The following is a 21,923-nucleotide window of genomic DNA, read 5'->3' on the forward strand; positions in this document are numbered from 1 at the left end:
TACGACCTCATCCCCAACATGCCACAGCCGCGCCTTGCGCCGCTGATGCAGGGCTTCGCCAAGGCCGTGGCAGATGCCAACCTCTTCGTGCGAGCCAACGCCGGTTCAAAATGAGGGGATGGGTGAGGCTCACTCCTCCTCGCCATAGAACATCCGTTCGACTTCCTCCTGACACAGGGTGTCGAAATCATCCGGGACGGTGAACTCGCCCTTCATGAAGCCGATGCGCTTCTTCGCCACTTCTTGGTGGCTCTCCAGCGGCACCAATTTCGCCACCGGCTTGCCGGCCTTGGCGATGACGATGGCCTCCCCCCGCGCGGCCTGATCGACCAGCCGGGAGAGATGCGTCTTGGCGTCGTGGATATTCACCTGGGCGGCCATAGCGGTTAGTCTGGCGGACTAAGTCCACCTGGTCCAGCTCTCGCGGCAATGCGAGACGCCGAACGTTCCGACTTCCGACAATCGCGCTAGGAGCATTTCCAATTCCGACGGAATCGCCGGACGCCTCGGAAAATGCGGCGGAACAAAAAGCTGGAGCGGGTTCGCCGCGCGCAGGCAAGGTAAAACCGCCCTACATCCGCTGATGCAGCGCGCAGACCAGGGTGAAAAGCCGCCGCGCCGTCTCGAAATCCAGCCCGATCCGGCCCTCCAGCCGGGCCATCAGCAGTTCCGCGCCTTCATTGTGCAGCCCGCGGCGCCCCATATCGATAGCCTGGATGCGCGCCTCCAGCCCGCCCTCGATCACCGCCCGCTCATGGCTCTCCACGATCATGTGGTAGTCCTTGATGAGCCGGCGGAAGGGCCCCAGCGCCAGCGCCACCGCCCGCACCGGCACGTCCCGGGTATCGCGGATATCGAAGACCAGGCGGCCATCCCGGATGCAGAGATGCAGCAGGAAGGGCCCGCCGGCGACGCCTTCGGGGTCGAAGCGGTTCTCCCGCAGCAGGTCGGCCACGGCCTGGCGGCGATCCGCCTCGGCATAGGCGGAAGGCAGCGGGGTGGCGTCGGGCAGGATGAGCTCCGCCAGCCGCCGCGCCTCCGGCGCCAGCGTGGCGGAGGCGGCGTGTCCCTTAGACATCGGGGCGAGGCGCAGCCGTCACGGTCTCCGGCTCGGCCTCGACGAAGCCCAGCGCGCTCATCCAACCCACCACCGCCCCCTTCACCGGCCGCAGCAGCGCCACGCAAAGCAGGGTGAAGAGCGGCAGCCAGACGGCCATGTGCACCCACATCGGCGGCTGCCAGTTGCGCTCCACCCAGAACACTCCGGGCACCAGCAGATGGCCGACCAGGAAGATGGTGAAATAGGGCGGCGCGTCATCCGCCCGCAGCCGGCCGAGCGGCGCACCGCAATTGGCGCAGGCCGGCACCACCTTCAGATAGCCGGCGAAGACCCGCCCCTTGCCGCAGAAGGGGCAATGATTGCCCAGGCCGCGGCCAACCGCCGTCGAGAACGGCGGCGGGGGGTAGGCGGGCGGCGTGGCAAGGCGGCTGGCATCCCAGCGCATCCGGCAATCCTCCAATGGCGCCGGTCCGGCGCGGTCCGTTTCGGCTTGGCGGCGGGGGAAAGCCGCAATGATGCAACGCAATATCGCCCCCCGCACAGGCATATCAAGCGTTGCGCTGCGCCCGATGTTCCCGCCGCGTCCCGGCTTGCGCCGGAAGGCCCGCCCGGGCGAGGCTGGCGCATGGCCCAGCGCATCCTCGTCATCAACCCCAATTCCTCGCTCTCCTGCACCGCCGGCATCGCCGCCGCCCTGGCGCCGCTCGCCACGCCCGGCGGCCCGCGCCTCGAAGTGGTGCGGCTGGAGCAGGGGCCGCCCGCCATCGCCACCTGGCGCGACTGGTTCCAGGTGGCGGAGCCGCTCTGCCGGATGGTGGAGCGGGAGGCGGCGGACGCCTATGTCATCGCCTGCGTCTCCGACCCCGGGCTGGAGGCGGTGCGGCTGGCCACGCCCCGGCCGGTGCTCGGCATGCTGCGCTGCGCGGTGGCGGCGGCGCTGACCCGGGCGGAGCGCTTCGGCATCATCGGCTTCATGGAAACCAGCCGGCCGCGGCAGCGCCGGGTGCTGCAGGCCATGGGGGTGGAGGCGCGGCTCGCGGCGTTCGAGCCGCTGAACCTGCCGATGGAGGTGCTGACCGACCCGCTCGCCCCCCGCGCCCGGGTGGAGGAGGCGGCACGCCGCCTGGCGGCGGAGGGGGCGGAGGCGATCGTGCTGGGCTGCACCGGCCTGGCCGGCCATGTCGCGGCGGCGGAGGATGCTGCCGGCCTGCCGGTGATCGAGCCCTGCCTCGCCGCCGGCAGCATGGCGCTGCTGGCGCTGCGGGGTGGGGCGGTGGCGGCCCGCGCCGCCGCCTGACGCCCCCGGCGCCAGGAAGAGGAGCCGGTTGGGCCGCCCGCACGGAGCTCACGGCGGGATGCGGGAGAGGAAGCTATCGCCGGCGGGCTGGTGGCCCTGCCGCCAACGGGCAACGCCCCGGGGGATCTGGAGGCGAGGCCCCATGCTCCCTTGGCGTCCGGCGCCCAGATGGCGGCAACACCGGGTTACCCTTCCTCACCCGGCGGCCATGGCGCGTGATGCTGGCGTCGCATGCCGCCGGCAGGCTCGGCCTCCGCCCTGGAGGGAGAGCAAGGATGGCCCAGCCCCTGTTCCGCGCCGGCCTGTTCAGCCTGGTCGTATCGCTCGGCCTGCTGCCCTATTTCGGCGCCGCGGCGCGGCTGGCCAGCCCCGGCCCCGCCCGCAGCCAGGCCCTGGCCACGCCGCGCCAGCCGGCCGCGCTGCCTACCCCCGCCGAAACGCCGCGGCGCGCCCCCGGCCAGCCCCGCCTGCCGGGCTGAGAGCCTGTTTCGGAAGGGGTCAGCGGCGTATCGGCCCCCCTGCAGGTCGCTGCACAACGGCATGGGAACCCGTGCCTGGCGGGTCCTTTCCGCCCCGGCGTCCTGCGTCAGCAGGCTTCTCGCATGAATTCCGTGGGTTCGCCGATGCCGCCGACATCGGCCGGCGGCGTCGCGGCCGTGCCGCGACCCTGGCCGGGACGCGGAATCCCTCGCCGATCCATGGCCCGGCTCCTGCCGAGCCGGGCTCCGGGACCGGATTGACCCCGGCTCGCCGCACCATGAAGCTGCGGCAAGGAGTTCCGGGACCAGAACATGAAGCCTTTCACCCGCCGCGGCCTCGCCGCGACGCTTGCCGCTGCCCTGCCCGCCGCCGCTCTGCCTGAAGCCGCCCAGGCCCAGCCCTGGCCGGCCCGCCCCATCCGCTTCGTCGTCCCCTGGCCGCCCGGCGGGCTGAACGACCTGATCGCCCGGCATTTCAACGACCGCGTCTCGGCCCGGCTCGGCCAGGTGATGGTGAACGACTTCCGGGCCGGCGCCGGCGGCCGGATCGGCGTGGCGGAAGTGGCGCGGGCGGCGCCGGACGGGCTGACCATCGGCATGGGCAATCTCGGTCCGCTGACCATCTTCCCCAACCTCTACCGCGACATCCCTTACGACGTCCGGCGCGACCTGATCCCGGTGATGATGTTCGCCGCCTCGCCCTTGGTGCTGGTGGTGAACAAGGACCTGCCGGCGCAGGACGTGGCCGGGCTGATCGCCCTGGCCAAGGCGCGGCCGGCGCAGCTCAACTACGCCTCCATCGGCATCGGCACGGCGCAGCACCTGATCTTCGAGATGTTCCGGGCGAAGGACGGCATCCGCATGGAGCACGTCCCCTATCGCGGCGCCGGCGACAGCCTGCTGGCCATCCTCGGCAACGATGTGCAGGCGGAATTCGAGACGCTGCCCTCCATCCTGCCCGCCATCCGCGACGGCCGCGTCCGCGCGCTGGCGGTGACGACGCCGGAGCGGGTGCCGCATCTGCCGAGCGTGCCGACGCTGCGGGAGGTGGGCTACGACATCGAGGTCGCCACCTGGTATGCGGTGATCGTCCCCGCCCGCACGCCGGAGCCGATCGTCGAGCGACTCTACGCGGAGTACACCGCCATCTCCCGCTCGCCCGAGACCCAGGCCTTCCTGGCCGAGCAGGGGCTGATCTACCTGCCCAACACGCGCGCCGAATTCGCCGCGCGGATCGAGGCGGAGACGGCCCGCTGGGGCCGCATCATCGCGGAGCGCGGCATCAAGGTGGAATGAGGCGGCGGCGGGGCTGGCGAGGCGGCTGCCAGGACAAAGCCCCGTCACCGGCCTCGATCATGGTCTGCCATGGCATGATCGGGGCCGTCGATGGAAGGCGCCCGACGCGCCGGGCGACATGAAGAGTTCCCGGATCGCAAGGCTTCGTGATCGCCGGCCTGGGAGCAAATTGCATTCAATATACCTCTCGCATCTGTCGGCGAGGGGAGAACACCATGTCACGCAAGCTGGTGGCCGAATGCATCGGCACCTTCTGGCTGGTGCTGGGCGGTTGCGGCAGCGCCGTGCTGGCCGCCGGATTTCCCGATCTCGGGATCGGCTTCGTCGGCGTCGCCCTGGCCTTCGGGCTGACCGTGCTGACCATGGCCTATGCCATCGGCCATGTCTCGGGCTGCCACCTCAACCCGGCCGTCACCTGCGGCCTGGTGGCGGCCGGCCGCTTCCGCGCGGCGGAGGCGGTGCCCTACATCCTGGCGCAGGTGATCGGCGCCACCATCGGCGCCCTGCTGATCTGGGCCATCGCCTCCGGCCAGCCGGGCTTCGACCTGGCGGCGAAGGGGCTGGCGACGAATGGCTATGGCGCCGCCTCGCCGGGGCAATTCAACCTGACCGCCGGCTTCCTGACGGAGGCGGTGCTGACCGCGCTCTTCCTGCTGGTGATCCTCGGCTCCACCGCCGTGGCGGCGCCGCCGGGCTTCGCGCCCATCGCCATCGGGCTCTGCCTGACGCTGATCCACCTCATCAGCATCCCGGTGACGAATACCAGCGTGAACCCGGCGCGCAGCACCGGGCCGGCCATCGTGATGGGCGGGATCGCGCTGCAGCAGCTTTGGCTGTTCTGGGTGGCGCCGATCATCGGGGCGGTCTGCGCCGGGCTGCTGCATCGCTGGCTCTCGGCCGAGGCCGAGGAGGATGATTTCGACCTGGTCAATGCGGTGGAGGCGGCGAAGCTCGCCTCGCCCGAGCCGCTGGCGCCGATGACGGCGCGGGAGCCAAGGTAGCTGCCCGGGGGCTTCACCCCCCGGCAGGAGGCCCGTCGCGGGCAGTGGCCGTGACCCTGCACCTCCGCCGGCGCCAGGACCTTGCCCCGGACCCGGTCTGAGTTTTGGATCCGACGGTTCAACCAGCAGACTCAGGGCGGGGTCCGGGGGGAGGCCTTCCCCCCGGCGGGGTCCAGGGGCGGAGCCCCTGGCGGGGGTTGGGGGCGGAGCCCCCTGGGCAGAGGTTGGGGGCGGAGCCCCCTGGCGCCGCCTGCCGGCCCGGGGCAGCCTGCGCCATCGCTGCGCGGAGGCCCCTGCATGTATGACGTGATCGTGGTCGGCGCCGGTTCCGCCGGCGCGCCCCTCGCTGCCCGCCTGTCGGAAGACCCCGGCCGCCGCGTGCTGCTGCTGGAAGCCGGCCGCGACTGGCGCGCCGCCGAGGCCCCGGCCGCGCTGCGCAGCCCCAATATCGTCCCCTTCATGCACCACCCCGCGCATCAGGCCGAATGGCAGTGGCCCGGGCTGCTGACCCGCCGCACCGTCGCCCAGGCGCCGAAATTCTACTGGCGCGGCAAGGCCATGGGCGGCTCCTCTGCGGTGAATGCGCAGATCGCCATCCGCGGCGTCCCCGCCGCCTTCGATGCCTGGGCGGAGCTCGGCTGCGAGGGCTGGTCGGCGCGCGATGTCCTCCCGCTTTACGACCTTATCGAGGACGACGCCGATTTCGCCGCCCCCGGCAGGCGCCAGGGCGGGCCCTTGCCGGTCTGGCGCGCGCCGCTCGCCGCCTGGGGTGCGGTGGATCTGGCGCTGCGGGAGGCGGCGCTGACGGATGGCCATGTGTGGAAGCCCGACCTCAACGCGCCCGAAGGCGAGGGCATTTCCTGCAACCCGATCAACCTCCGCGACGGTCTTCGCGTCACCACCAATGACGGCTATCTGGAGCCGGCGCGCGGCCGGCCCAACCTCGAGATCCGCGGCGCGGCGCTGGTCGATCGCGTGCTGTTCTCAGGCCACGAGGCGCGCGGCGTCCGCGTGTGCTGCGGCGACGGCCCGTGGGAGGAGGTGGCGGGGCGGGAGGTGGTGCTCTGCGCCGGCGCCATCCACAGCCCGGCCATCCTGCTGCGCTCCGGCATCGGCCCGGCGGCTTCGCTGGCGGCGCTCGGCATTCCGGTGGTGCGGGACGTGCCGGCGGTGGGGCAGGGCTTCATGGACCACCCGATCCTCCGCGCCACCATGGCGCTGAAGCCGCCATACCGGGCGCAGGGCAAGGATGCCCGCCACACCAATTGCTGCGTCACCTACAGCAGCGGCCTCGCCGGGGGCGGGGAGCGGGACATGATCCTGGTCGCCTACAACCATCGCGGCCTGACCGAGGACGGGATGCCCGCCGGCCAGGGCGGCATCGGCGTGGCGCTCTACGAGGCCTTCTCCCGCGGCGAGGTCCGCCTCGTCTCCGCCGATCCCGAGGCGAACCCGGTGGTGGAAGAAAACATGCTGGCCGATCCGCGCGACCGGGAGCGCATGCGCGACGGGGTGCGCCGCCTGGCGCGGCTGGCGGCACTGCCGCCCATTGCCGCCATTGCCGAGAGCATCACCTTCGGCGACAGCGGCCTGGATTTCGCCCGCGCCGCCGCCCTGCCCGCCCCCGAGCTGGACGCGCTGATGCTGCAGGAGGCGGCGGATACCCAGCACGCCGCCGGCACCTGCCGGATGTCGGCGCATGAGGATCCGCGCGGCGCGGTGGACCCCGATCTGCGGGTGCGCGGCGTTGTCGGGCTGCGGGTCGCGGATGCCTCCATCATGCCGGCCGATTGCCGCGCCAATCTGCACTTCACCTGCGTGATGATCGGCGAGATGGCGGCAAGGCGCATGCGCGCCGGCGGCTAGTGTCCTGCCCGCGAAGTTCGCTGGCTTTCCAGCGAACGCAGCGGACAAGCAGGCCACTGAAAACACAAGCTAGTGGCCGAAGAACGAAGTCCGCAGGATTTCGTAATCAGGCCGCTAGATTATTTTCAGGTCCGGCGGAATCGCCGGACGACTCGGAAAATGCGACAGGACAAAAAGCTAGAGCGGGTTCACCGAGCCCAGGCGAGGTGAAACCGCAGGACGAAACCTCCAGGGCCTAGGTGACCGGCCGCGATGACCGCGAACGCAACTGGGCCGGGCCCGGCAGCGGCCCCTCGCAACCGGACCGCCCGTTGCCCTGCCGCGGCTTCGCCGCGGCAGGCTGTGCGAGGCGCCCTCCGTCAGGCGCCTTCCGGACCCCCCCATGGCGTCGCGCAGCGGCGTCATGGGGAGCTGGCGTCACGGGAGCTAGCGCCAGGCCGGCCGGCCGAGATTGACGTCACGCCCGCTGGTCAGCGCGCCACCCGCCGCGCCGGCCGCACCGCCGATCAGCGCGCCGGTGCCGACATTGCCGCCGGTCAGGGCACTGACGCCCGCGCCCGCGCCGGCGCCCAGCAAGCCGCCGGACACCGCCCGGTCACCGGTGGAATAGCCGCAAGCGCCAAGGCCCAGCGCGGCGAGGCCGAGCAGGGCAAGACAGGTCTTGCGCATGATGTCTTCTCCTTATTCCCGGTTCCGGATAGGCAACGCCGCCCATCCCCCCGGGTTGCGGCGAGGCCGGCCCCCCCGGGGGCGCCGCTGGCGCGGGGCTTGAGCCGGGGCCAAGGGGCGGGTAAGCCAGCGCCTCGCCGGCCGCCCGCGGCTTTGTGAACGCCCCCCGGACGCTCCCCCTGGAAGCTCCTCCGGCGGCCTTCCGCACGCCTGCCCGGGCGGCAGAGTCCGAGCTGGAAGGTTGCCACCGCATGTTTTCTCGCCTGTTCGGCTTTCTCTCGGCCGACATGGCCATCGACCTCGGGACCGCGAACACGCTGGTCTATGTCAAGGGTCGGGGCATCGTGCTGAACGAGCCGAGCGTGGTGGCGATCGCCGACCACCGGGGGCGCAAGCAGGTTCTGGCGGTGGGGGAGGAGGCCAAGATGATGCTGGGCCGCACCCCCGGCAACATCGCCGCCATCCGGCCGCTGCGCGACGGCGTCATCGCCGATTTCGAGGTGGCGGAGGAAATGATTAAGCATTTCATCCGCAAGGTGCACAACCGCCGCAGCTTCGCCTCGCCGATGATCATCGTCTGCGTCCCCTCCGGCTCCACCGCGGTGGAGCGCCGCGCCATCCAGGAAAGCGCCGAGAGCGCCGGCGCCCGCCGCGTGCTGCTGATCGAGGAGCCGATGGCCGCCGCCATCGGGGCGGGCCTGCCGGTGACGGAACCCTCGGGCTCCATGGTCGTCGATATCGGCGGCGGCACCACGGAGGTGGCGGTGATCTCGCTCGGCGGCATCGTCTATGCCCGCAGCGTGCGCGTGGGCGGCGACAAGATGGATGAGGCGATCATTTCCTACATCCGCCGGCAGTTCAACCTGCTGATCGGCGAGAGCAGCGCCGAGCGGATCAAGATGGAGATCGGCGCCGCCACCATCCCGGATGAGGGCGATGAAGGCATGCTCACCGAGGTGAAGGGGCGCGACCTGATGAATGGCGTGCCGCGGGAGGTGGTGGTCAGCCAGCGACAGATCGCCGAGAGCCTCGCCGAGCCGGTCACCGCCATCGTCGAGGCGGTGAAGGTGGCGCTGGAGAACACCCCGCCCGAACTCGCCGCCGATATCGTGGACAAGGGCATCGTGCTGACCGGCGGCGGCGCCCTGCTGCACCGGCTGGATGAGGTGCTGCGCAACGCCACCGGCCTGCCGGTGGTGGTGGCGGAGGAGGCGCTCTCCTGCGTCGCCCTCGGCACCGGAAGGGCGCTGGAGGAAATGAAGCGGCTTCGCCAGGTCCTCACCTCGATGTATTAGGAGAAGGCATGGATCGTCCCATGGCGGTGGGCGCATGACGGTTCTGGCACATGGCGGTTCTGGGCGCATGACGGTTTTGGGCGCATGACGGTTCTGGGCGCATGACCGGGGCCGGCCGGGACCCTGAACGGAAGCGGGTGCCGATGGCCTCCGCCGGGCGGGGTGCGGCCGGATGATCCGCCTCAGCATCCCGCTGCGCCAGGCCCTGGCGCGGCTCAGCCTGCCGATGATGATCGCCGCCGCCTTCGGCGTGATGCTGCTGGGCAAGGCGGATGCGCTGCTGGCGGAGCGCGCCCGCATGGCGCTGGCCGATCTGCTGACCCCCATCTGGGCGGCGCTGCAGCAGCCCGTCTCCGCGGTGCAGGAGGTGGTGCGGGAGGGCCAGGCGCTGGTCCATCTGCGCCGGGAGAATGTCAGGCTGCTGGAGGAGAACGAGCGGCTGCGCCGCTGGCAGGCCGCCGCCCTGGCGCTGGAGGCGGAGAACAGCCTGCTGCGGCGGCAGCTCAACTACCTGCCGGAAGCGGCGCCGGCCTACACCACCGCCCGCGTGGTGGCGGATGGCGGCGGCACCTATGCCCGCGCCGTGCTGCTGGCCGCGGGACCGCTGCACAGCATCCGCAAGGGCCAGGTGGCGCTGGATGAGCGCGGCCTGGTCGGGCGGGTGACGGAGGTCGGCAGCCGCTCCGCCCGGGTGCTGCTGGCCACCGACATGAACAGCCGCATCCCGGTGACGCTGGAAGGCAGCCGGGCGCGGGCCATGATGGTCGGCACCAACGGCGCCCGGCCGCGGCTGCAGCACTGGCCGGAAGGCGCCATCCCGCAGGAGGGCGACCGGGTCGTCACCAGCGCCGAGGCCGGGGCCTTCCCCGCCGGCCTGCCGGTCGGCGTGGTGCGCTGGAGCGCGACGGGGGCGCCGGAGGTGGAATTGTTCGCCCGGCTGGACCGGCTGGATATGGTCCGGCTGTTCGATTACGGGCTCAGCGGCATCCTGCCGCCGGAAGCCGTCGCCCGGCCCGAGCCGCGGGCGCGGCGCTGATGCCCCGTCCCCGCAACCCGGCGGCGCCGGGGCCGCTGGTCTCGGCGTCCGGCAGCCGCCCGGCCCCAGCGCAGCGCCGGCCGGCGGCGGGGCGGTAGCGTCATGGCCTCCAAGGGGCGGCCCGCCCCCTCCCCCGGCCTGCTGCGGCAAGTGGATGCGCTGGCGCGGGCGGCCTTTCCCTCCGGCTTCACCGCCCTGGCGATGATGCTGGCGGCGCCGCCGGTGGGGCTGCCCGGGGTGGTGGCCGCCGCCGGCCTGCCCTGCATCTTCTTCTGGTGCGTCTTCCGCCCCGCCGCCCTGCCGCCGCCGGCCATCTTCGGCCTCGGCCTGCTGCTGGATTTGCTGAGCGCCGCGCCGCTCGGCAGCAACATCCTGATCCTGCTGGTGGTCTACGGCGTCGCCACGCGCTGGCGGCGGTTCCTCGCGCGGCAATCCTTCCTCGCCGTCTGGCTGGTTTTCTGCGGCTTCGCCGCCGCCGCCGCCCTGCTGGGCTGGGGGCTGCAGGCGCTGCTGGGCTGGGAGCTGCCGCCGGCCATGCCGGGGGTGGTGCAGGTGATGCTCTCCGCCGGGCTCTACCCGGTGCTGGCCGGGCTGCTCAGCCTGGCGCAGCGCGCCATGATCCGCGCCGAGAGCGCCGCATGAAAGGTATCAGGCGCGAGGAGGAGAAGCGGCGGAGCACCTTCACCCGCCGCGCTCTGGCCCTGGGGCTGGGCCAGATGGCGCTGTTCGGCGTGCTGGGCACGCGGCTCTACCGCCTGCAGGCGGAGGAAGGCGACCGCTACCGCACCCTGGCGGAGGAGAACCGGCTTTCCGCCCGGCTGATCCCGCCGCCGCGTGGCCGCATCCTCGACCGCAACGGCCAGGTCGTGGCGGGGAACAAGCTGAATTGGCGGGTGCTGCTGGTCGCCGAGCAGACGCAGGATGTCGGCGCCACGCTGGAGACCTTCTCCCGCATCGTCCCGCTGGCGGAGCATGAGCGGGCGCGGATCGAGCGCGAGCTGCGCCGGCGGCGCCGCTTCGTCCCGGTCATGGTGCGCGAATTCCTCTCCTGGGAGGAGATGGCGCGGATCGAGGTGAATGCGCCAGATTTGCCAGGCATCCTGATCGATGTCGGCACCACGCGGCTGTACCCGGAGGCCGAGCACCTGGCGCATCTGGTCGGCTATGTGGCGCCGCCGGCGGAGCGCGACATGGATGGCGACCCGCTGCTGGAACTGCCCGGCATCCGGGTTGGCCGGGCCGGGCTGGAACGCTTCCACGACCAGGTCCTGCGCGGCCGCGCCGGGGCCGTCCAGCTTGAGGTCAACGCCGTCGGCCGGGTGATCCGGGAGGTGGAGCGGCGGGAGGGGGTGCCGGGCCAGGATGTGCAGGTCTCGGTCGATGCCGAGCTGCAGAAGGCCATCCGCGGCAAGATCGAGGAAGGCACCAGCGTCGTCGTGCTGGACGCGAAGAACGGGGAGGTGCTGGCCATGGCCTCCCAGCCATCCTTCGATCCGAACCTGTTCAATGCCGGCGTCTCCGCCGCGCAATGGCGGCAATGGACGGCGAACCGCTCGACGCCGCTCATCAACAAGGCGACCAACGGGCTCTACGCCCCGGGCAGCACCTTCAAGATGGTGGTGGCGCTGGCGGCGCTGGAGGCGAAGGTGATCGCGCCCGGCGAAAGGGTGTCCTGCCCCGGCTATTTCGACCTCGGCGATACCCGCTTCCATTGCTGGAGCCGCTATGGCCATGGCGGCGTCGATATGCGGGCCGGGCTGAAATATTCCTGCGACTGCTATTTCTACGAGGCCGCCCGGCGCACCGGCATCGACCGCATCGCCGCCATGGCGAACCGCTTCGGCCTTGGCGTGGATCTGGACATCGAGCTGCCGGGGACGCGCAAGGGGCTGGTGCCGACGCGGGCCTGGCGCCAGGCCCAGGGCAAGCCCTGGAATCTCGGCGATACCATCGTGCATGGCATCGGCCAGGGCTTCTACCAGCTCACGCCGCTGTCGCTCGCCACCATGGCGGCGCGGCTGGCCACGGGCCGGGCGGTGCAGCCGCATCTGACGCGGAGCATCGGCGGCCGCCCGGCGCGCGGCGGTCGGCCGGAGGAGTGGCCTGCCCTCGGCATTCCGGAGCGCGATCTGCGCCTGGTGCGGGAGGGCATGTGGGCGGTGGTGAATGAGGCGGGCGGCACCGCCCGGGTCGCCCGGCTGCCGGAGCAGCTCGGGGTGTTGGCGGGCAAGACTGGCTCCGTCCAGGTGCGGCGGGTGAGCCGGGAGCAGCGCGAGCGCGGCTTCAAGGTGGAAAACCAGCCGCGGGAATGGCGGCCGCATGCCCTGTTCGTTGCCTATGCACCCTATGATAACCCGCTCTATGCCGTCTCCGTGGTGGTGGAGCATGGGATGAGCGGCGCCGGCGCCGCCGCGCCCCTGGCGAAGGAGGTGATGGTGGAGGTGTTCAACCGCTTCCGCGCCACGCCCGGCCAGCGCGTGGCGGAGGCGGGGCGATGAGCGGGGGACGCAACCTTGCCCTGCGGCCCGCAGGGCCGGGCGCCCGGGGGGACGCCACGGCCAGGGCCGCGCAGCCAGGGGCCGCGGCGGCGGCCCGCCCGGCACCCGAGGGACGCGAAGGCATGGCCTTCGCGCGCAGGGCATGAGCGGTACCTTCGAGCGCCGGCTGCTGACGCGGGACCGCGGCAATGGCTGGCTGCAGAAGCTGTGGCTGATCCCCTGGAGCTTCGTGCTGCTGCTCTGCGCCGTCGCCGCCGTGGGCTATGTCGCGCTCTATTCCGCCGGCGGCGGGCCGGAGGCCTATGCGGCGAAGCACGCCATCCGCTTCGGCTTCGGCCTGGTGCTGATGCTCGGCATCGCGCTGGTGGATATCCGCTTCATCGCCCGCTTCGCTTGGCTGGGCTATCTGGGCGGCCTGGCGCTGCTGGTGCTGGTGCTGCTGCACGGCAATGTCGGCAAGGGGGCGCAGCGCTGGATCGATATCGGGCCGCTGCAGCTCCAGCCCTCGGAGCTCATGAAGATCATGCTGGTGCTGGCGCTGGCCGCCTGGTTCCAGCGGGCGAGCTGGGAGCGGATCGGCAACCCTTTGTTCCTCGTCCCGCCGGCCATCATGGTGCTGGTGCCGGTGGGGCTGATCCTGAAGCAGCCCAATCTCGGCACCGGGCTGATCACCGCCATCATCGGCGGGGCGGTGTTCTTCGCCGCCGGGGTGCGGCTGTGGAAATTCGCCCTGATCCTGGCGGGCGCCGGCGTCGCGGCGCCGATCGCCTATGAGCACCTGCACGACTACCAGCGGGCGCGGATCACCACCTTCCTCGACCCTGAGAGCGACCCGCTGGGGGCCGGGTACAACATCATCCAGTCGAAGATCGCGCTGGGCTCCGGCGGGTTGTGGGGCAAGGGGTTCCTGCAGGGGACGCAGGGCCACCTGAACTTCCTGCCGGAGAAGCAGACCGATTTCATCTTCACCATGCTGGCGGAGGAATTCGGCCTGGTGGGGGCGCTGACCACGCTGGGGCTGCTGGCGCTGGTGGTGCTGTTCTGCTTCGCCGTGGCGTTGCGCTGCCGGCATCAATTCGGCCGGCTGCTGGCGGTGGGCCTGGGGACGAATGTCTTCTGCTACGTCTTCGTCAATGTGGCGATGGTGACGGGCTCCATCCCGGTGGGCGGGGTACCGCTGCCGCTGATCTCCCATGGCGGCTCGGCCATGCTGACCACCATGCTGGGCTTCGGGCTGCTGCTCTCGGTCTATGTCCATCGCGACGCCGAATTCGGCCCGGCGCGCGATTAGGGGTAGACAAAGCGGCGCCGGACGCTATGAAGCGCGCCCGGTCGGGCGCATAGCTCAGTTGGTAGAGCAGCTGACTCTTAATCAGCGGGTCCAAGGTTCGAATCCTTGTGCGCCCACCAATCCCAATCACTTGCGGGATGGTGGTTCCGACGTTCCGGCGCTTGTCCGCCGCCCGTTCGGCCACCCCCGTTAGTCGCGCCGCTTTCCCCGCCGCTCAGCCCCTTCGCGTACACAGCCGGCCATGCCAACCGCCGCTCTCCCTCGGCCGCGGGCAGCCCGGCCCCTGCAGGAGCCCGGTCATGGCTTCGTCGAGGCCATGTCCTGCGCCAGGCCTTCCGCCCCGGCACACAGCCGTGCCTTCTCCGAACGATCCCAGGCGGCGGCGAATTCCTCGCCGGCCTCCACCTCATCCGGCACCGCCTCGCCGCGCCGGAACCCCTCGAACAGCGCGATCTGGCGGGCGAGCTCCCGCGCCAGCGCCGGATCCGTCGGGCGGCGGCCGTGCCGCGGCTGCATCTCGAACAGCCCGTTGGGGCAGTAGCGGTCATCGTCCCAGCCGGGATGAGAGACGATGGGGTAGAGGCACAGCCCGCCGATCGGCACACCGGCGCGCATCGCCGCCCGCACCTCGTTGCAGGTATAGCGCAGCCAGGGCGCCCGCGGGCTGCCCTCGATGCTCGTCTCGGTGATGATCATCGGCCGCCGGAACCGGGCGTAGGCGTCCTGCAGCAATTCGCGGAACGGGCGGTGGCGGGGATCGCCCAGGCGCACCGTCCTGCCGGCATCGCCCTCCCGCTCCCACTGATTGTTCCAGTAGTAATTCACCCCCATCACGTCGAAGCCATCCGGCCCGCCGCCGAGCTCCGGCCAGGCCTCGCCCAGCAACCCGTTCCAGGCATCCCACTGGGTCCGGCCATAGGCGGCGGCGGTCTCCGCATCCTCCGGCCGGTGCGGCAGGACATGGATCAGGGGGTCCACCGCGAGCAGCCGGGTGCCGGGCACCGCGGCGCGCGCGGCGCGGCCGGCCGCCAGGGAAGCGGCGACGAGCCGCGCCTTCAGCTCCCCTCCCCGATCCTGCGCGCCGGGATTCATCACGCCGACCTCGCCGCCGGCCCAGGACCAGAAGGAGATCTCGTTGACCGGGCAGAGGATGGGCGGTGCACCCTCCTCCTCCAGGCAGAGACGCGCGAAGGCAGCGGCGTAGCGGGCCAGGGCGGCGGCGAAGCCCTCCTCCAGCGGGTTCAGGTGGTCGGGGTAGCCGTAATGGCAGAGATCCCAGGCCACCCGCACCCCGGCCTGCCGCGCCGCCCGTAGCAGCGGCAGCACGGAGGACCAGTCGTAATGGCCCGGCACGCGCTCGATCAGGTGCCAGCGCGCCCCGTCCCGCGCGCCGCGCAGGCCATGGGCGGCGAGCGCCGCGTAATCCTCCGCCGCCAGCAGGTCGTGGCGGGTGGCGGCGATCAGGTCCAGCCGCCTGCCATCCTGGCGGCGATGGGTGGAACATTCGAAGCCGCCGAGGAAGAAGCTCGGGAAGGGGCTGAATGCCGCCGCATCCGGCACCGCTCACTCCCCTGCGGCGACGAGGAACCGGCCGTCATTCGCCGCGCGCGGCGGCACCTCGGCCTCGATCCGGCGGAAGGTCGCCAGCGCCTGCGCCACCACCTGGTCCATGTTGTAGTAGCGGTAGGTGGCCAGGCGGCCGACGAACCAGACATCCGGCGTCGCATCCGCCAGCGCCTCGTAGCGCTTGTAGAGGGCGGCATTCTCCGGGCGCGGCACCGGGTAGTAGGGGTCGCCCTCCGCCGCCGGGTATTCCGTGGTGATGGTGGTGGAGGGGTGCACCTGCCCGGTCAGGTGCTTGTATTCGGAGATGCGGGTGAAGGGCACCTCCTCCCCCGGATAATTCACCGTGCCGGCCGGCTGGAACCATTCGCGGTCCAGCGTCTCATGCCGGAAGCGGAGGGAGCGGTAGGGCAGCTTGCCGTGGCGGTAGCCGAAGAATTCATCCACCGGCCCGGTCCAGACCAGGCGGCGATGCGGCAGGCTGTCCCGCACCGCGCGGTAATCGGTGCCGGTGAGCACCGTGATGTTCGGGTGGTCCAGCATCCGCCGGAACAGCGCCGTATAGCCCTCCAGCGGCATGAATTGATGGCTGTCGGTGAAGTAGCGGTCGTCGTTGCAGTTGCGCGTCGGCACCCGGGCGGTGACGGACCTGTCCAGCTCGGAAGGGTCGAGGCCCCATTGCTTCCGCGTATAGCCGCGGAAGAAGGTCTCGTAGAGCTGGCGGCCGATGCGGGAGACGACGACATCCTCGGAGGAGCGGATCTCCGGCACATGCTCGGCGCGGGCGGCGAGGAAGGCCTCCACCTCCCCCTCCGTCGTCAGCGAGAGGTCGTGCAGCCGGTTCACCGTCGTGCGGTTGATCGGCATGGGCACCAGCCGGCCATCGGCCAGCCGCGCCAGCACGCGGTGTTCATAGGCGCGCCATTTGGTGAAGCGCGAGAGATGCGCGAAGACCTGCTCCGAGTTGGTGTGGAAGATGTGCGGGCCGTAGCGGTGCATCAGCAGGCCCGCCGCATCGGTCTCGTCGAAGGCATTGCCGCCGACATGGTCGCGCCGGTCGATGACGGCCACGCGCTCGCCGCGGACCGAGGCAAGGCGCTCGGCCAGGGTCGCGCCGGCGAAGCCGGCGCCCACGATGAGCCAGTCAAACATGGGTCTGGCCCGCGGCCGCGATGGCGGGCTTGCGGCTGCCGGCCTTCGCCGCCGCGGCGGCGCGGATGCGCTCCTGCATCGCCGCCCAGATGGAGTCCCAGGAGCAATTCGCCAGGTGGCGATCGGCCTCCGGCCACCAGGATTGACGCGGCCGCGCCATCGCCGCCTCGGCCGCCGCGATCACCCCGTCGGCATCGGCGGCGATGGCGACGAGGCCCTTCGCGCCCCAGTCCCGCGCCACATCCATCACCGGCGTGGAGACCACCGGCACGCCGGCCGCGAGGTATTCCGGCGTCTTGGTCGGGGAGATGTAGCGCGTCGACTCGTTCATCGCGAAGGGCATCAGCCCGCATTCCCAGCCGGCGAGGTAGGCGGGCAGCTCCGCCATCGGCTTGCCGCCGAGCCAATGGATGTTCGGCCGGCGCGGCAGGCTCGCCGGGTCGATCTTCACCACCGGGCCGATCATCACCAGCGACCAGTCCGGGCGGCGCGCCGCCACCGCCTCCACCAGGCCGAGATCCATCCGCTCATCGACGACGCCGAACCAGCCGAGGCGCGGGCGGGGGATGGCGGCCTGGTCGGCCGGCCCGGGCACCGCGGCCATCCAGGGGGCCCGCGCCTTGCCGAAATGCGCGACATCCACGCCGGAGGCGAATTGATGCACCGAAGGGTGCAGCCCACGCTTCGCCTCGTGCAGCGAGCGGCCGCCGGTGAAGACGACATCGACCCGCTGCAGCAGCCGGCGCCCCAGCAGAACGAGGCGCGGCGAGGCGCCGAGGAAGGCGGAAAGCTCGTCCATGCAGTCATAGACCGCGACCTCGGGGTGCAGATGCGCGGTGAAGGCCAGCGCCATCGGCGTGTAGTACCAGGCGATCGCCGGCTGCTCGCCGCCCAGCAGCCCGTCCAGCAGGGCGCGCTGCGCCGCGTCGGCGGCGGCCTCGTCCAGCGTGTCCGGCAGCACGGGGGTGGCGACCTCCACGCCCTCCGGCATGCGCCGCAGCTCCAGCCGCGGCAGGTCCGGCGCCGGCGCCTGGCGCACCGGCTCCTCGAAGAACAGGACGCGGTGCGTTCGGGCCGCGCGGGTCAGGAGATGTTGCGGGCGCTGAAAGACGAAATCCCAGCGGAGATGCGAGAGACAGAGCAGGAGCGGCTTACGGGCGACGGGCGCGGGGGGAGGAATGGCGGTTCTCCTGGCATATATGTTGGACGGCGATCGGGCGGCAGGCGCCCGTCCGATCCGCCTGAGCTGCTGACGACCATGGCGGGGAGGCGGCGGCGAGAGCGCGGTGGCCCCGCCCGTGGCGCAGACAACGCGGCAGACCGGATTCTGTTGGCCGCCGCCGCAGGGCCTCTCGAATTCTTTGGCCCGGCCCGGCCCGTCCCCGTCCGCCGTTGTGCCGCCGCGGCATGGCGGCGCGGACCGGAACGGTTATCGCCCCGGCCGGGCTTCCGCCGCGGAAAAGCCACGGAACCCGGCGCCCGGGGGAACGGCAGGCCGGGACACGCTTTCTGGCGTGGTCCCAGCGAGTGCGCGCCCTATGCCGCCCAGCCCGACCGGCACCCGCCGCAGCCTGCTCTCCGCCACGGCACTCATCGCGCTCGCGCACGGGCCCGCCGTGGGCCGCACCGTGCGCGGCGCCCTGCCCTGGTCGCCGAACGAGGCCTATCCGCCGCCCCGCGCCGTCCCCGGCGGCTGGCTGTTCCTCACCGCTGAGGAAGCCGCGGCCATCGAGGCCATGGCCAACCGCCTGATCCCCGCCGATGAACTCGGCCCGGGCGGCGGCGAGGCCGGCTGCGCCGTCTTCCTCGACCGCCAGCTCGCCGGCCCCTATGGCAGCTCCGAATGGCTCTACATGCGTGGCCCTTTCGCCCGCGGCACGCCGCAGCAGGGGCTGCAGGAGGAGCGGCCGCCGGCCGTGCTCTATCGCCAGTCCCTCGCCGCCATCGCCGCGCATTGCCGCGCGCGCTTCGGCGGCCGCGCCTTCGCCGGCCTCACCGCGGCGGAGCAGGATGCGCTGCTGCAGGCGATCGACGCGGGCCGCTCCGGCATTGCGGGGCTGGAGGACAAGCCCTTCTTCGAGATGCTGCTGCAGAACGTGATGGAGGGATTCTTCGCCGATCCGATCTATGGCGGCAACCAGGACATGGCCGGCTGGAAGCTGCTGGGCTTCCCCGGCACCCGCTACGATTACCGGGAGATGCTGGACCGGCCGCACCAGCCCTATCGCGACCCGCCCGTGCCGCTCTCCGGCCTGCGCGCCGCAAGCTGGCAGGTGGCGCGGTGAGCCGCCGGCTGCCGCCGACCGATGTGGTCGTGGTCGGGCTGGGCTGGACCGGCTCCATCCTGGCCTATGAGCTCTGCCGCGCCGGGCTGCGGGTGACCGCGATCGAGCGCGGCCCCTGGCGCGACACGCCGACCGATTTCCCGACGACGACGGCGCCGGACGAGCTGCGCTATTCCATCCGCCACGACCTTTTCGTCCGGCCGGCGCAGGAGACGCTGACTTTCCGCAACAACCGCGACCAGACGGCGCTGCCGATCCGCCGCTGGGGCAGCTTCCTGCCCGGCAATGGCGTGGGCGGCGCCGGCGTGCACTGGAACGGCCAGACCTGGCGCTGGCACCCGTGGGACTTCACCTTCCACAGTTCGAGCGTCGAGCGCTACGGCGCGGCATTCCTGCCCCACGACCACATGATGCAGGATTGGGGCGTCACCTATGAGGAGTTGGAGGAGAGCTTCGACCGCTTCGAATATCTCTGCGGCATCTCCGGCAAGGCGGGCAATCTGAAGGGGGAGATCCAGGCGGGCGGCAACCCCTTCGAGGGGCCGCGGCAGCGGGAATTCCCGACCCGCCCGATGCAGATGACGGCGGCGCCCGACCTCTTCGCCAGGGCGGCGCGGGAGCTGGGCTGGAAGCCCTTTCCGCAGCCCTCCGCCAACCTCTCCGAGGCCTATACCAACCCCTATGGCTGCAAGCTGGCGCCCTGCACCTATTGCGGCTTCTGCGAGCGCTTCGGCTGCGGCAATTTCTCCAAATCCAGCCCGCAGACCTGCGTGCTGCCGGTGCTGGTCCGCCATCCGGGCTTCGAGGCGCGGACCGAGTGCCAGGTGACGAAGGTCAACCTCTCGGCCGATGGCAGGCGGGCGACCGGCGTCACCTATGTGGACACGGCGGGGCAGGCATGGGAGCAGCCGGCGGCGCTGGTGCTGCTCTGCGCCTATCAGCTCTTCAATGTCCGGCTGCTGCTGCTCTCCGGCATCGGCAAGCCTTATGACCCGGCGACGGGAGAGGGCGTGGTGGGGCGCAACTACGCCTATCAGGTGACGGGCGGCGCCACCGGCTTCTTCGGCGAGGACAGGCTCTTCAACCCCTTCATCGGCGCCGGCTCGGTCGGGATGGTGGCGGATGAGTTCAACGCCGATAATTTCGACCACGGGCCGGCGGGTTTCGTCGGCGGCGCCAGCCTCGCCTGCATCCTCAGCAACGGCAGGCCCATCACCACGCGGCCGGTGCCGCCGGGCACGCCACGCTGGGGTGGCGCATGGAAGCGGGCGACGCGCGAGAACTACAATCGCTGGGCGGCGGTGGGGCTGCAGGGCAGCGTCATGCCCTATCGCGGCAACTACCTCGACCTCGACCCCACCTACAAGGATGCCTACGGGCTGCCGCTGCTGCGGATGACCTTCGACTTCCCGGAGAATGAGCGGAAGCTCAGCCGCTTCGCCGTGGACCGCTGCGTCGAGGCGGTGCAGGCGATGGGGGCGCACACGGTGCGGCGCAACGAGATCAGCGGCCCCTACGACATCGTGCCCTACCAGAGCACCCACAACACCGGCGGCGCCATCATGGGCAGCGCCCCGAAGACCAGCGTGACGAACAAATACTGCCAGGTCTGGGACGTGCCGAACGTATTCCTCGCCGGCGCCTGCCTCTTCCCGATGAATGCCGGCTTCAACCCGACAGGGCCGGTGGGGGCGCTGGCCTACTGGGCAGCGGATGCCATCCGCGACCGCTATCTGCCGAACCCTGGCCCGCTGGTGCCGGCATGAGGGCGCTGCTTCTGCTCTGCGTCCTGCTGCTCGGCGCCGATGGGGCGCAGGCCGACAGCCAGGACTGGACGCAGGTGGAGCGCGGCCGCTACCTCGCCACGGCCGGCGATTGCGTCGCCTGCCACAAGGCGCCGGAGGGCGTCGCCGCCAGCGACTATGCGGGCGGGCGGCCGATCGAGACGCCCTTCGGCCTGATCAAGGCCGCGAACATCACCCCGGATGTCGAGACCGGCATCGGCCGCTGGAGCGCCGAGGATTTCGCCCGCGCCATGCGCGAGGGCGTGCGGCCGGATGGCGCGCATCTGTATCCCGCCTTCCCCTATCCCTGGTACACGCGGATGAGTCGGGCGGATATGGATGCGGTCTACGCCTTCCTCCGCACCATCCCGCCGGCGCGCCACGGCGTGGACCGCTCGACGCTGCCCTTTCCCTTCAATATCCGCCTGGCGATGCTCGGCTGGAATTGGCTGTTCTTCGAACCGGGCGAGCTGCGCCCCGACCCGACGAAATCGGCCGAGTGGAATCGCGGCGCCTATCTGGTGGAGGGGCCGGGGCATTGCGGCGCCTGCCATACGCCGATGAACGCCCTCGGCGGCAGCCGCGCCAGCCAGGCCTTTGCCGGCCAGGCGCTGCAGGGTTGGATCGCGCCCAATATCGGCGGCAGCGAGGCGCTCGGCATCGGCGCCTGGGGGGTGGAGGATGTGGTGCAGTATCTCCGCACCGGCGCCACCGCCTGGACGCGGGCGAGCGGGCCGATGGCGGAGGTGGTGGAGTTCAGCACCAGCCGCATGACGGCGGCCGACCTCCGCGCCATCGCCATCTACCTGAAGGACCAGCCGCCGCGCGGCCCGGCCCCGCCGCAGCCGCTGGCCGCCGAGGCGCCGGGGACGCAGGCGGGGGAGGCGCTCTACATCGACAATTGCGCCGCCTGCCACCGGCGGGACGGGGCCGGGGTGGCGGGCATGATCCCCTCCCTGAAGGAGAACCAGATCACCGTGCAGCCGGGCGCGGAGACGCTGGTGCGGGTGGTGCTGACCGGGGTACGGAGCGCCGCGACCGATGCGGAGCCGACCGCGCCCGGCATGCCTGCCTTCGGCTGGCGGCTGGACGACCGGCAAGTGGCGGCGCTGCTGACCTATGTGCGCAACGCCTGGGGGAATGCGGCGCCGGAAGTGACGGCGGAGCTGGCGCAGCGCCAGCGGGCGAGGCTGACCGACCCGGTGCCTTGAGAGCCGGTCCGCCCGGCATTGGGGTCACCCGGTCGCCTTGATCCGACCGGATATTCGGCGTGGCGGCGGCTGACAGGCGCCGGGTCCCGGCTTGTCCCCGACTTTCCACGGGTCAGGCGGGCTGCGGGAGCCCCGCCCGC

Annotated in this window: 20 protein-coding genes and 1 tRNA gene; 14 read left to right on the forward strand and 7 right to left on the reverse strand. The window is 71.6% G+C overall.

Features of this window, described 5'->3' with window-relative positions:
• Window positions 1-129: 129 nt before the first annotated feature.
• The 3 genes from E5N76_RS16950 to E5N76_RS16960 form a co-directional block, all read right to left on the reverse strand.
• The gene (locus tag E5N76_RS16950) at window positions 130-381 is read right to left on the reverse strand and encodes a type II toxin-antitoxin system Phd/YefM family antitoxin (RefSeq protein WP_149538514.1); all 252 of its coding nucleotides are present in this window, start codon (window positions 379-381) and stop codon (window positions 130-132) included.
• Window positions 382-571: 190 nt separating this feature from the next.
• Window positions 572-1,078, reverse strand: a complete 507-nt coding sequence (locus E5N76_RS16955) for a UPF0262 family protein (RefSeq protein ID WP_149538515.1) — start codon at window positions 1,076-1,078, stop codon at window positions 572-574.
• A complete protein-coding gene (locus E5N76_RS16960; protein WP_149538516.1) occupies window positions 1,071-1,505 on the reverse strand; it encodes a DUF983 domain-containing protein in 435 nt (144 codons plus the stop codon). The genes E5N76_RS16955 and E5N76_RS16960 overlap by 8 nt, the downstream gene beginning before the upstream one ends.
• Before the next feature lie 180 nt (window positions 1,506-1,685).
• Here E5N76_RS16960 and E5N76_RS16965 point away from each other — a divergent pair, with 180 nt between their 5' ends.
• The 5 genes from E5N76_RS16965 to E5N76_RS16985 all read left to right on the forward strand — a co-directional run bounded on the left by E5N76_RS16965 (window position 1,686) and on the right by E5N76_RS16985 (window position 6,999).
• Entirely contained in the window at window positions 1,686-2,357 is a 672-nt protein-coding gene (locus E5N76_RS16965) for an aspartate/glutamate racemase family protein (RefSeq protein ID WP_149538517.1), read from the forward strand.
• Window positions 2,358-2,632: 275 nt separating this feature from the next.
• Window positions 2,633-2,836, forward strand: a complete 204-nt coding sequence (locus tag E5N76_RS16970) for a hypothetical protein (protein WP_149538518.1) — start codon at window positions 2,633-2,635, stop codon at window positions 2,834-2,836.
• Between the two features lie 312 nt (window positions 2,837-3,148).
• Entirely contained in the window at window positions 3,149-4,132 is a 984-nt protein-coding gene (locus E5N76_RS16975) for a Bug family tripartite tricarboxylate transporter substrate binding protein (RefSeq protein ID WP_149538519.1), read from the forward strand.
• A gap of 215 nt (window positions 4,133-4,347) precedes the next feature.
• Window positions 4,348-5,133, forward strand: coding sequence for an aquaporin Z (gene aqpZ / locus E5N76_RS16980; protein WP_149538520.1), 786 nt, complete (start codon window positions 4,348-4,350; stop codon window positions 5,131-5,133).
• A gap of 297 nt (window positions 5,134-5,430) precedes the next feature.
• Complete coding sequence (locus E5N76_RS16985) at window positions 5,431-6,999, forward strand: GMC family oxidoreductase (RefSeq protein ID WP_149538521.1); 1,569 nt, start codon at window positions 5,431-5,433, stop codon at window positions 6,997-6,999.
• A 426-nt stretch (window positions 7,000-7,425) separates the two neighbouring features.
• On the opposite strand, the gene E5N76_RS16990 is transcribed toward E5N76_RS16985, so the two are convergent.
• Window positions 7,426-7,668 (reverse strand): hypothetical protein, encoded by a 243-nt coding sequence (locus E5N76_RS16990; RefSeq protein ID WP_149538522.1) that lies wholly within the window; start codon window positions 7,666-7,668, stop codon window positions 7,426-7,428.
• Between the two features lie 251 nt (window positions 7,669-7,919).
• Here E5N76_RS16990 and E5N76_RS17000 point away from each other — a divergent pair, with 251 nt between their 5' ends.
• The 6 genes from E5N76_RS17000 (at window position 7,920) to E5N76_RS17025 (ending at window position 13,907) form a co-directional block, all read left to right on the forward strand.
• Entirely contained in the window at window positions 7,920-8,963 is a 1,044-nt protein-coding gene (locus E5N76_RS17000) for a rod shape-determining protein (protein WP_149538524.1), read from the forward strand.
• Between the two features lie 172 nt (window positions 8,964-9,135).
• Window positions 9,136-9,999, forward strand: a complete 864-nt coding sequence (mreC, locus tag E5N76_RS17005; protein ID WP_149538525.1) for a rod shape-determining protein MreC — start codon at window positions 9,136-9,138, stop codon at window positions 9,997-9,999.
• 102 nt (window positions 10,000-10,101) lie between these two features.
• On the forward strand, window positions 10,102-10,641 hold the full coding sequence (locus E5N76_RS17010; RefSeq protein ID WP_149538526.1) for a rod shape-determining protein MreD: 540 nt from the start codon (window positions 10,102-10,104) through the stop codon (window positions 10,639-10,641).
• On the forward strand, window positions 10,638-12,497 hold the full coding sequence (gene mrdA / locus E5N76_RS17015) for a penicillin-binding protein 2 (RefSeq protein ID WP_149538527.1): 1,860 nt from the start codon (window positions 10,638-10,640) through the stop codon (window positions 12,495-12,497). The genes E5N76_RS17010 and mrdA overlap by 4 nt, the downstream gene beginning before the upstream one ends.
• Before the next feature lie 142 nt (window positions 12,498-12,639).
• Window positions 12,640-13,788, forward strand: coding sequence for a rod shape-determining protein RodA (gene rodA / locus E5N76_RS17020; protein WP_149538528.1), 1,149 nt, complete (start codon window positions 12,640-12,642; stop codon window positions 13,786-13,788).
• Window positions 13,789-13,831: 43 nt separating this feature from the next.
• Window positions 13,832-13,907 (forward strand) — tRNA-Lys (locus E5N76_RS17025).
• Between the two features lie 178 nt (window positions 13,908-14,085).
• Here the strand turns inward: E5N76_RS17025 and E5N76_RS17030 are convergent.
• The 3 genes from E5N76_RS17030 to E5N76_RS17040 are packed head-to-tail and all read right to left on the reverse strand — an operon-like array spanning window position 14,086 to window position 17,542.
• Entirely contained in the window at window positions 14,086-15,348 is a 1,263-nt protein-coding gene (locus tag E5N76_RS17030) for a beta-glucosidase (RefSeq protein ID WP_187830219.1), read from the reverse strand.
• Window positions 15,349-15,351: 3 nt separating this feature from the next.
• Window positions 15,352-16,503, reverse strand: a complete 1,152-nt coding sequence (gene glf, locus E5N76_RS17035; protein WP_149538529.1) for a UDP-galactopyranose mutase — start codon at window positions 16,501-16,503, stop codon at window positions 15,352-15,354.
• The gene (locus E5N76_RS17040; protein ID WP_207792006.1) at window positions 16,496-17,542 is read right to left on the reverse strand and encodes a glycosyltransferase; all 1,047 of its coding nucleotides are present in this window, start codon (window positions 17,540-17,542) and stop codon (window positions 16,496-16,498) included. The genes glf and E5N76_RS17040 overlap by 8 nt, the downstream gene beginning before the upstream one ends.
• Window positions 17,543-18,041: 499 nt before the next feature.
• Between E5N76_RS17040 and E5N76_RS17045 the strand changes: the two genes are divergently transcribed.
• Genes E5N76_RS17045 through E5N76_RS17055 form a run of 3 tightly spaced genes read left to right on the forward strand, consistent with a single transcriptional unit; the run spans window position 18,042 to window position 21,783 of the window.
• Window positions 18,042-18,788 (forward strand): gluconate 2-dehydrogenase subunit 3 family protein, encoded by a 747-nt coding sequence (locus E5N76_RS17045; protein WP_149538531.1) that lies wholly within the window; start codon window positions 18,042-18,044, stop codon window positions 18,786-18,788.
• Window positions 18,785-20,554: a GMC family oxidoreductase gene (locus E5N76_RS17050; RefSeq protein ID WP_149538532.1), complete on the forward strand. Its 1,770-nt coding sequence runs from the start codon at window positions 18,785-18,787 to the stop codon at window positions 20,552-20,554. The genes E5N76_RS17045 and E5N76_RS17050 overlap by 4 nt, the downstream gene beginning before the upstream one ends.
• Window positions 20,551-21,783 carry a c-type cytochrome gene (locus E5N76_RS17055; protein WP_149538533.1) on the forward strand — a complete coding sequence of 411 codons (1,233 nt, stop codon included), beginning with the start codon at window positions 20,551-20,553 and terminating at the stop codon, window positions 21,781-21,783. The genes E5N76_RS17050 and E5N76_RS17055 overlap by 4 nt, the downstream gene beginning before the upstream one ends.
• Window positions 21,784-21,923 lie beyond the last annotated feature (140 nt).

It is taken from the genome of Siccirubricoccus phaeus, assembly GCF_008360935.1.
Classification (GTDB): Bacteria; Pseudomonadota; Alphaproteobacteria; order Acetobacterales; family Acetobacteraceae; genus Siccirubricoccus; species Siccirubricoccus phaeus.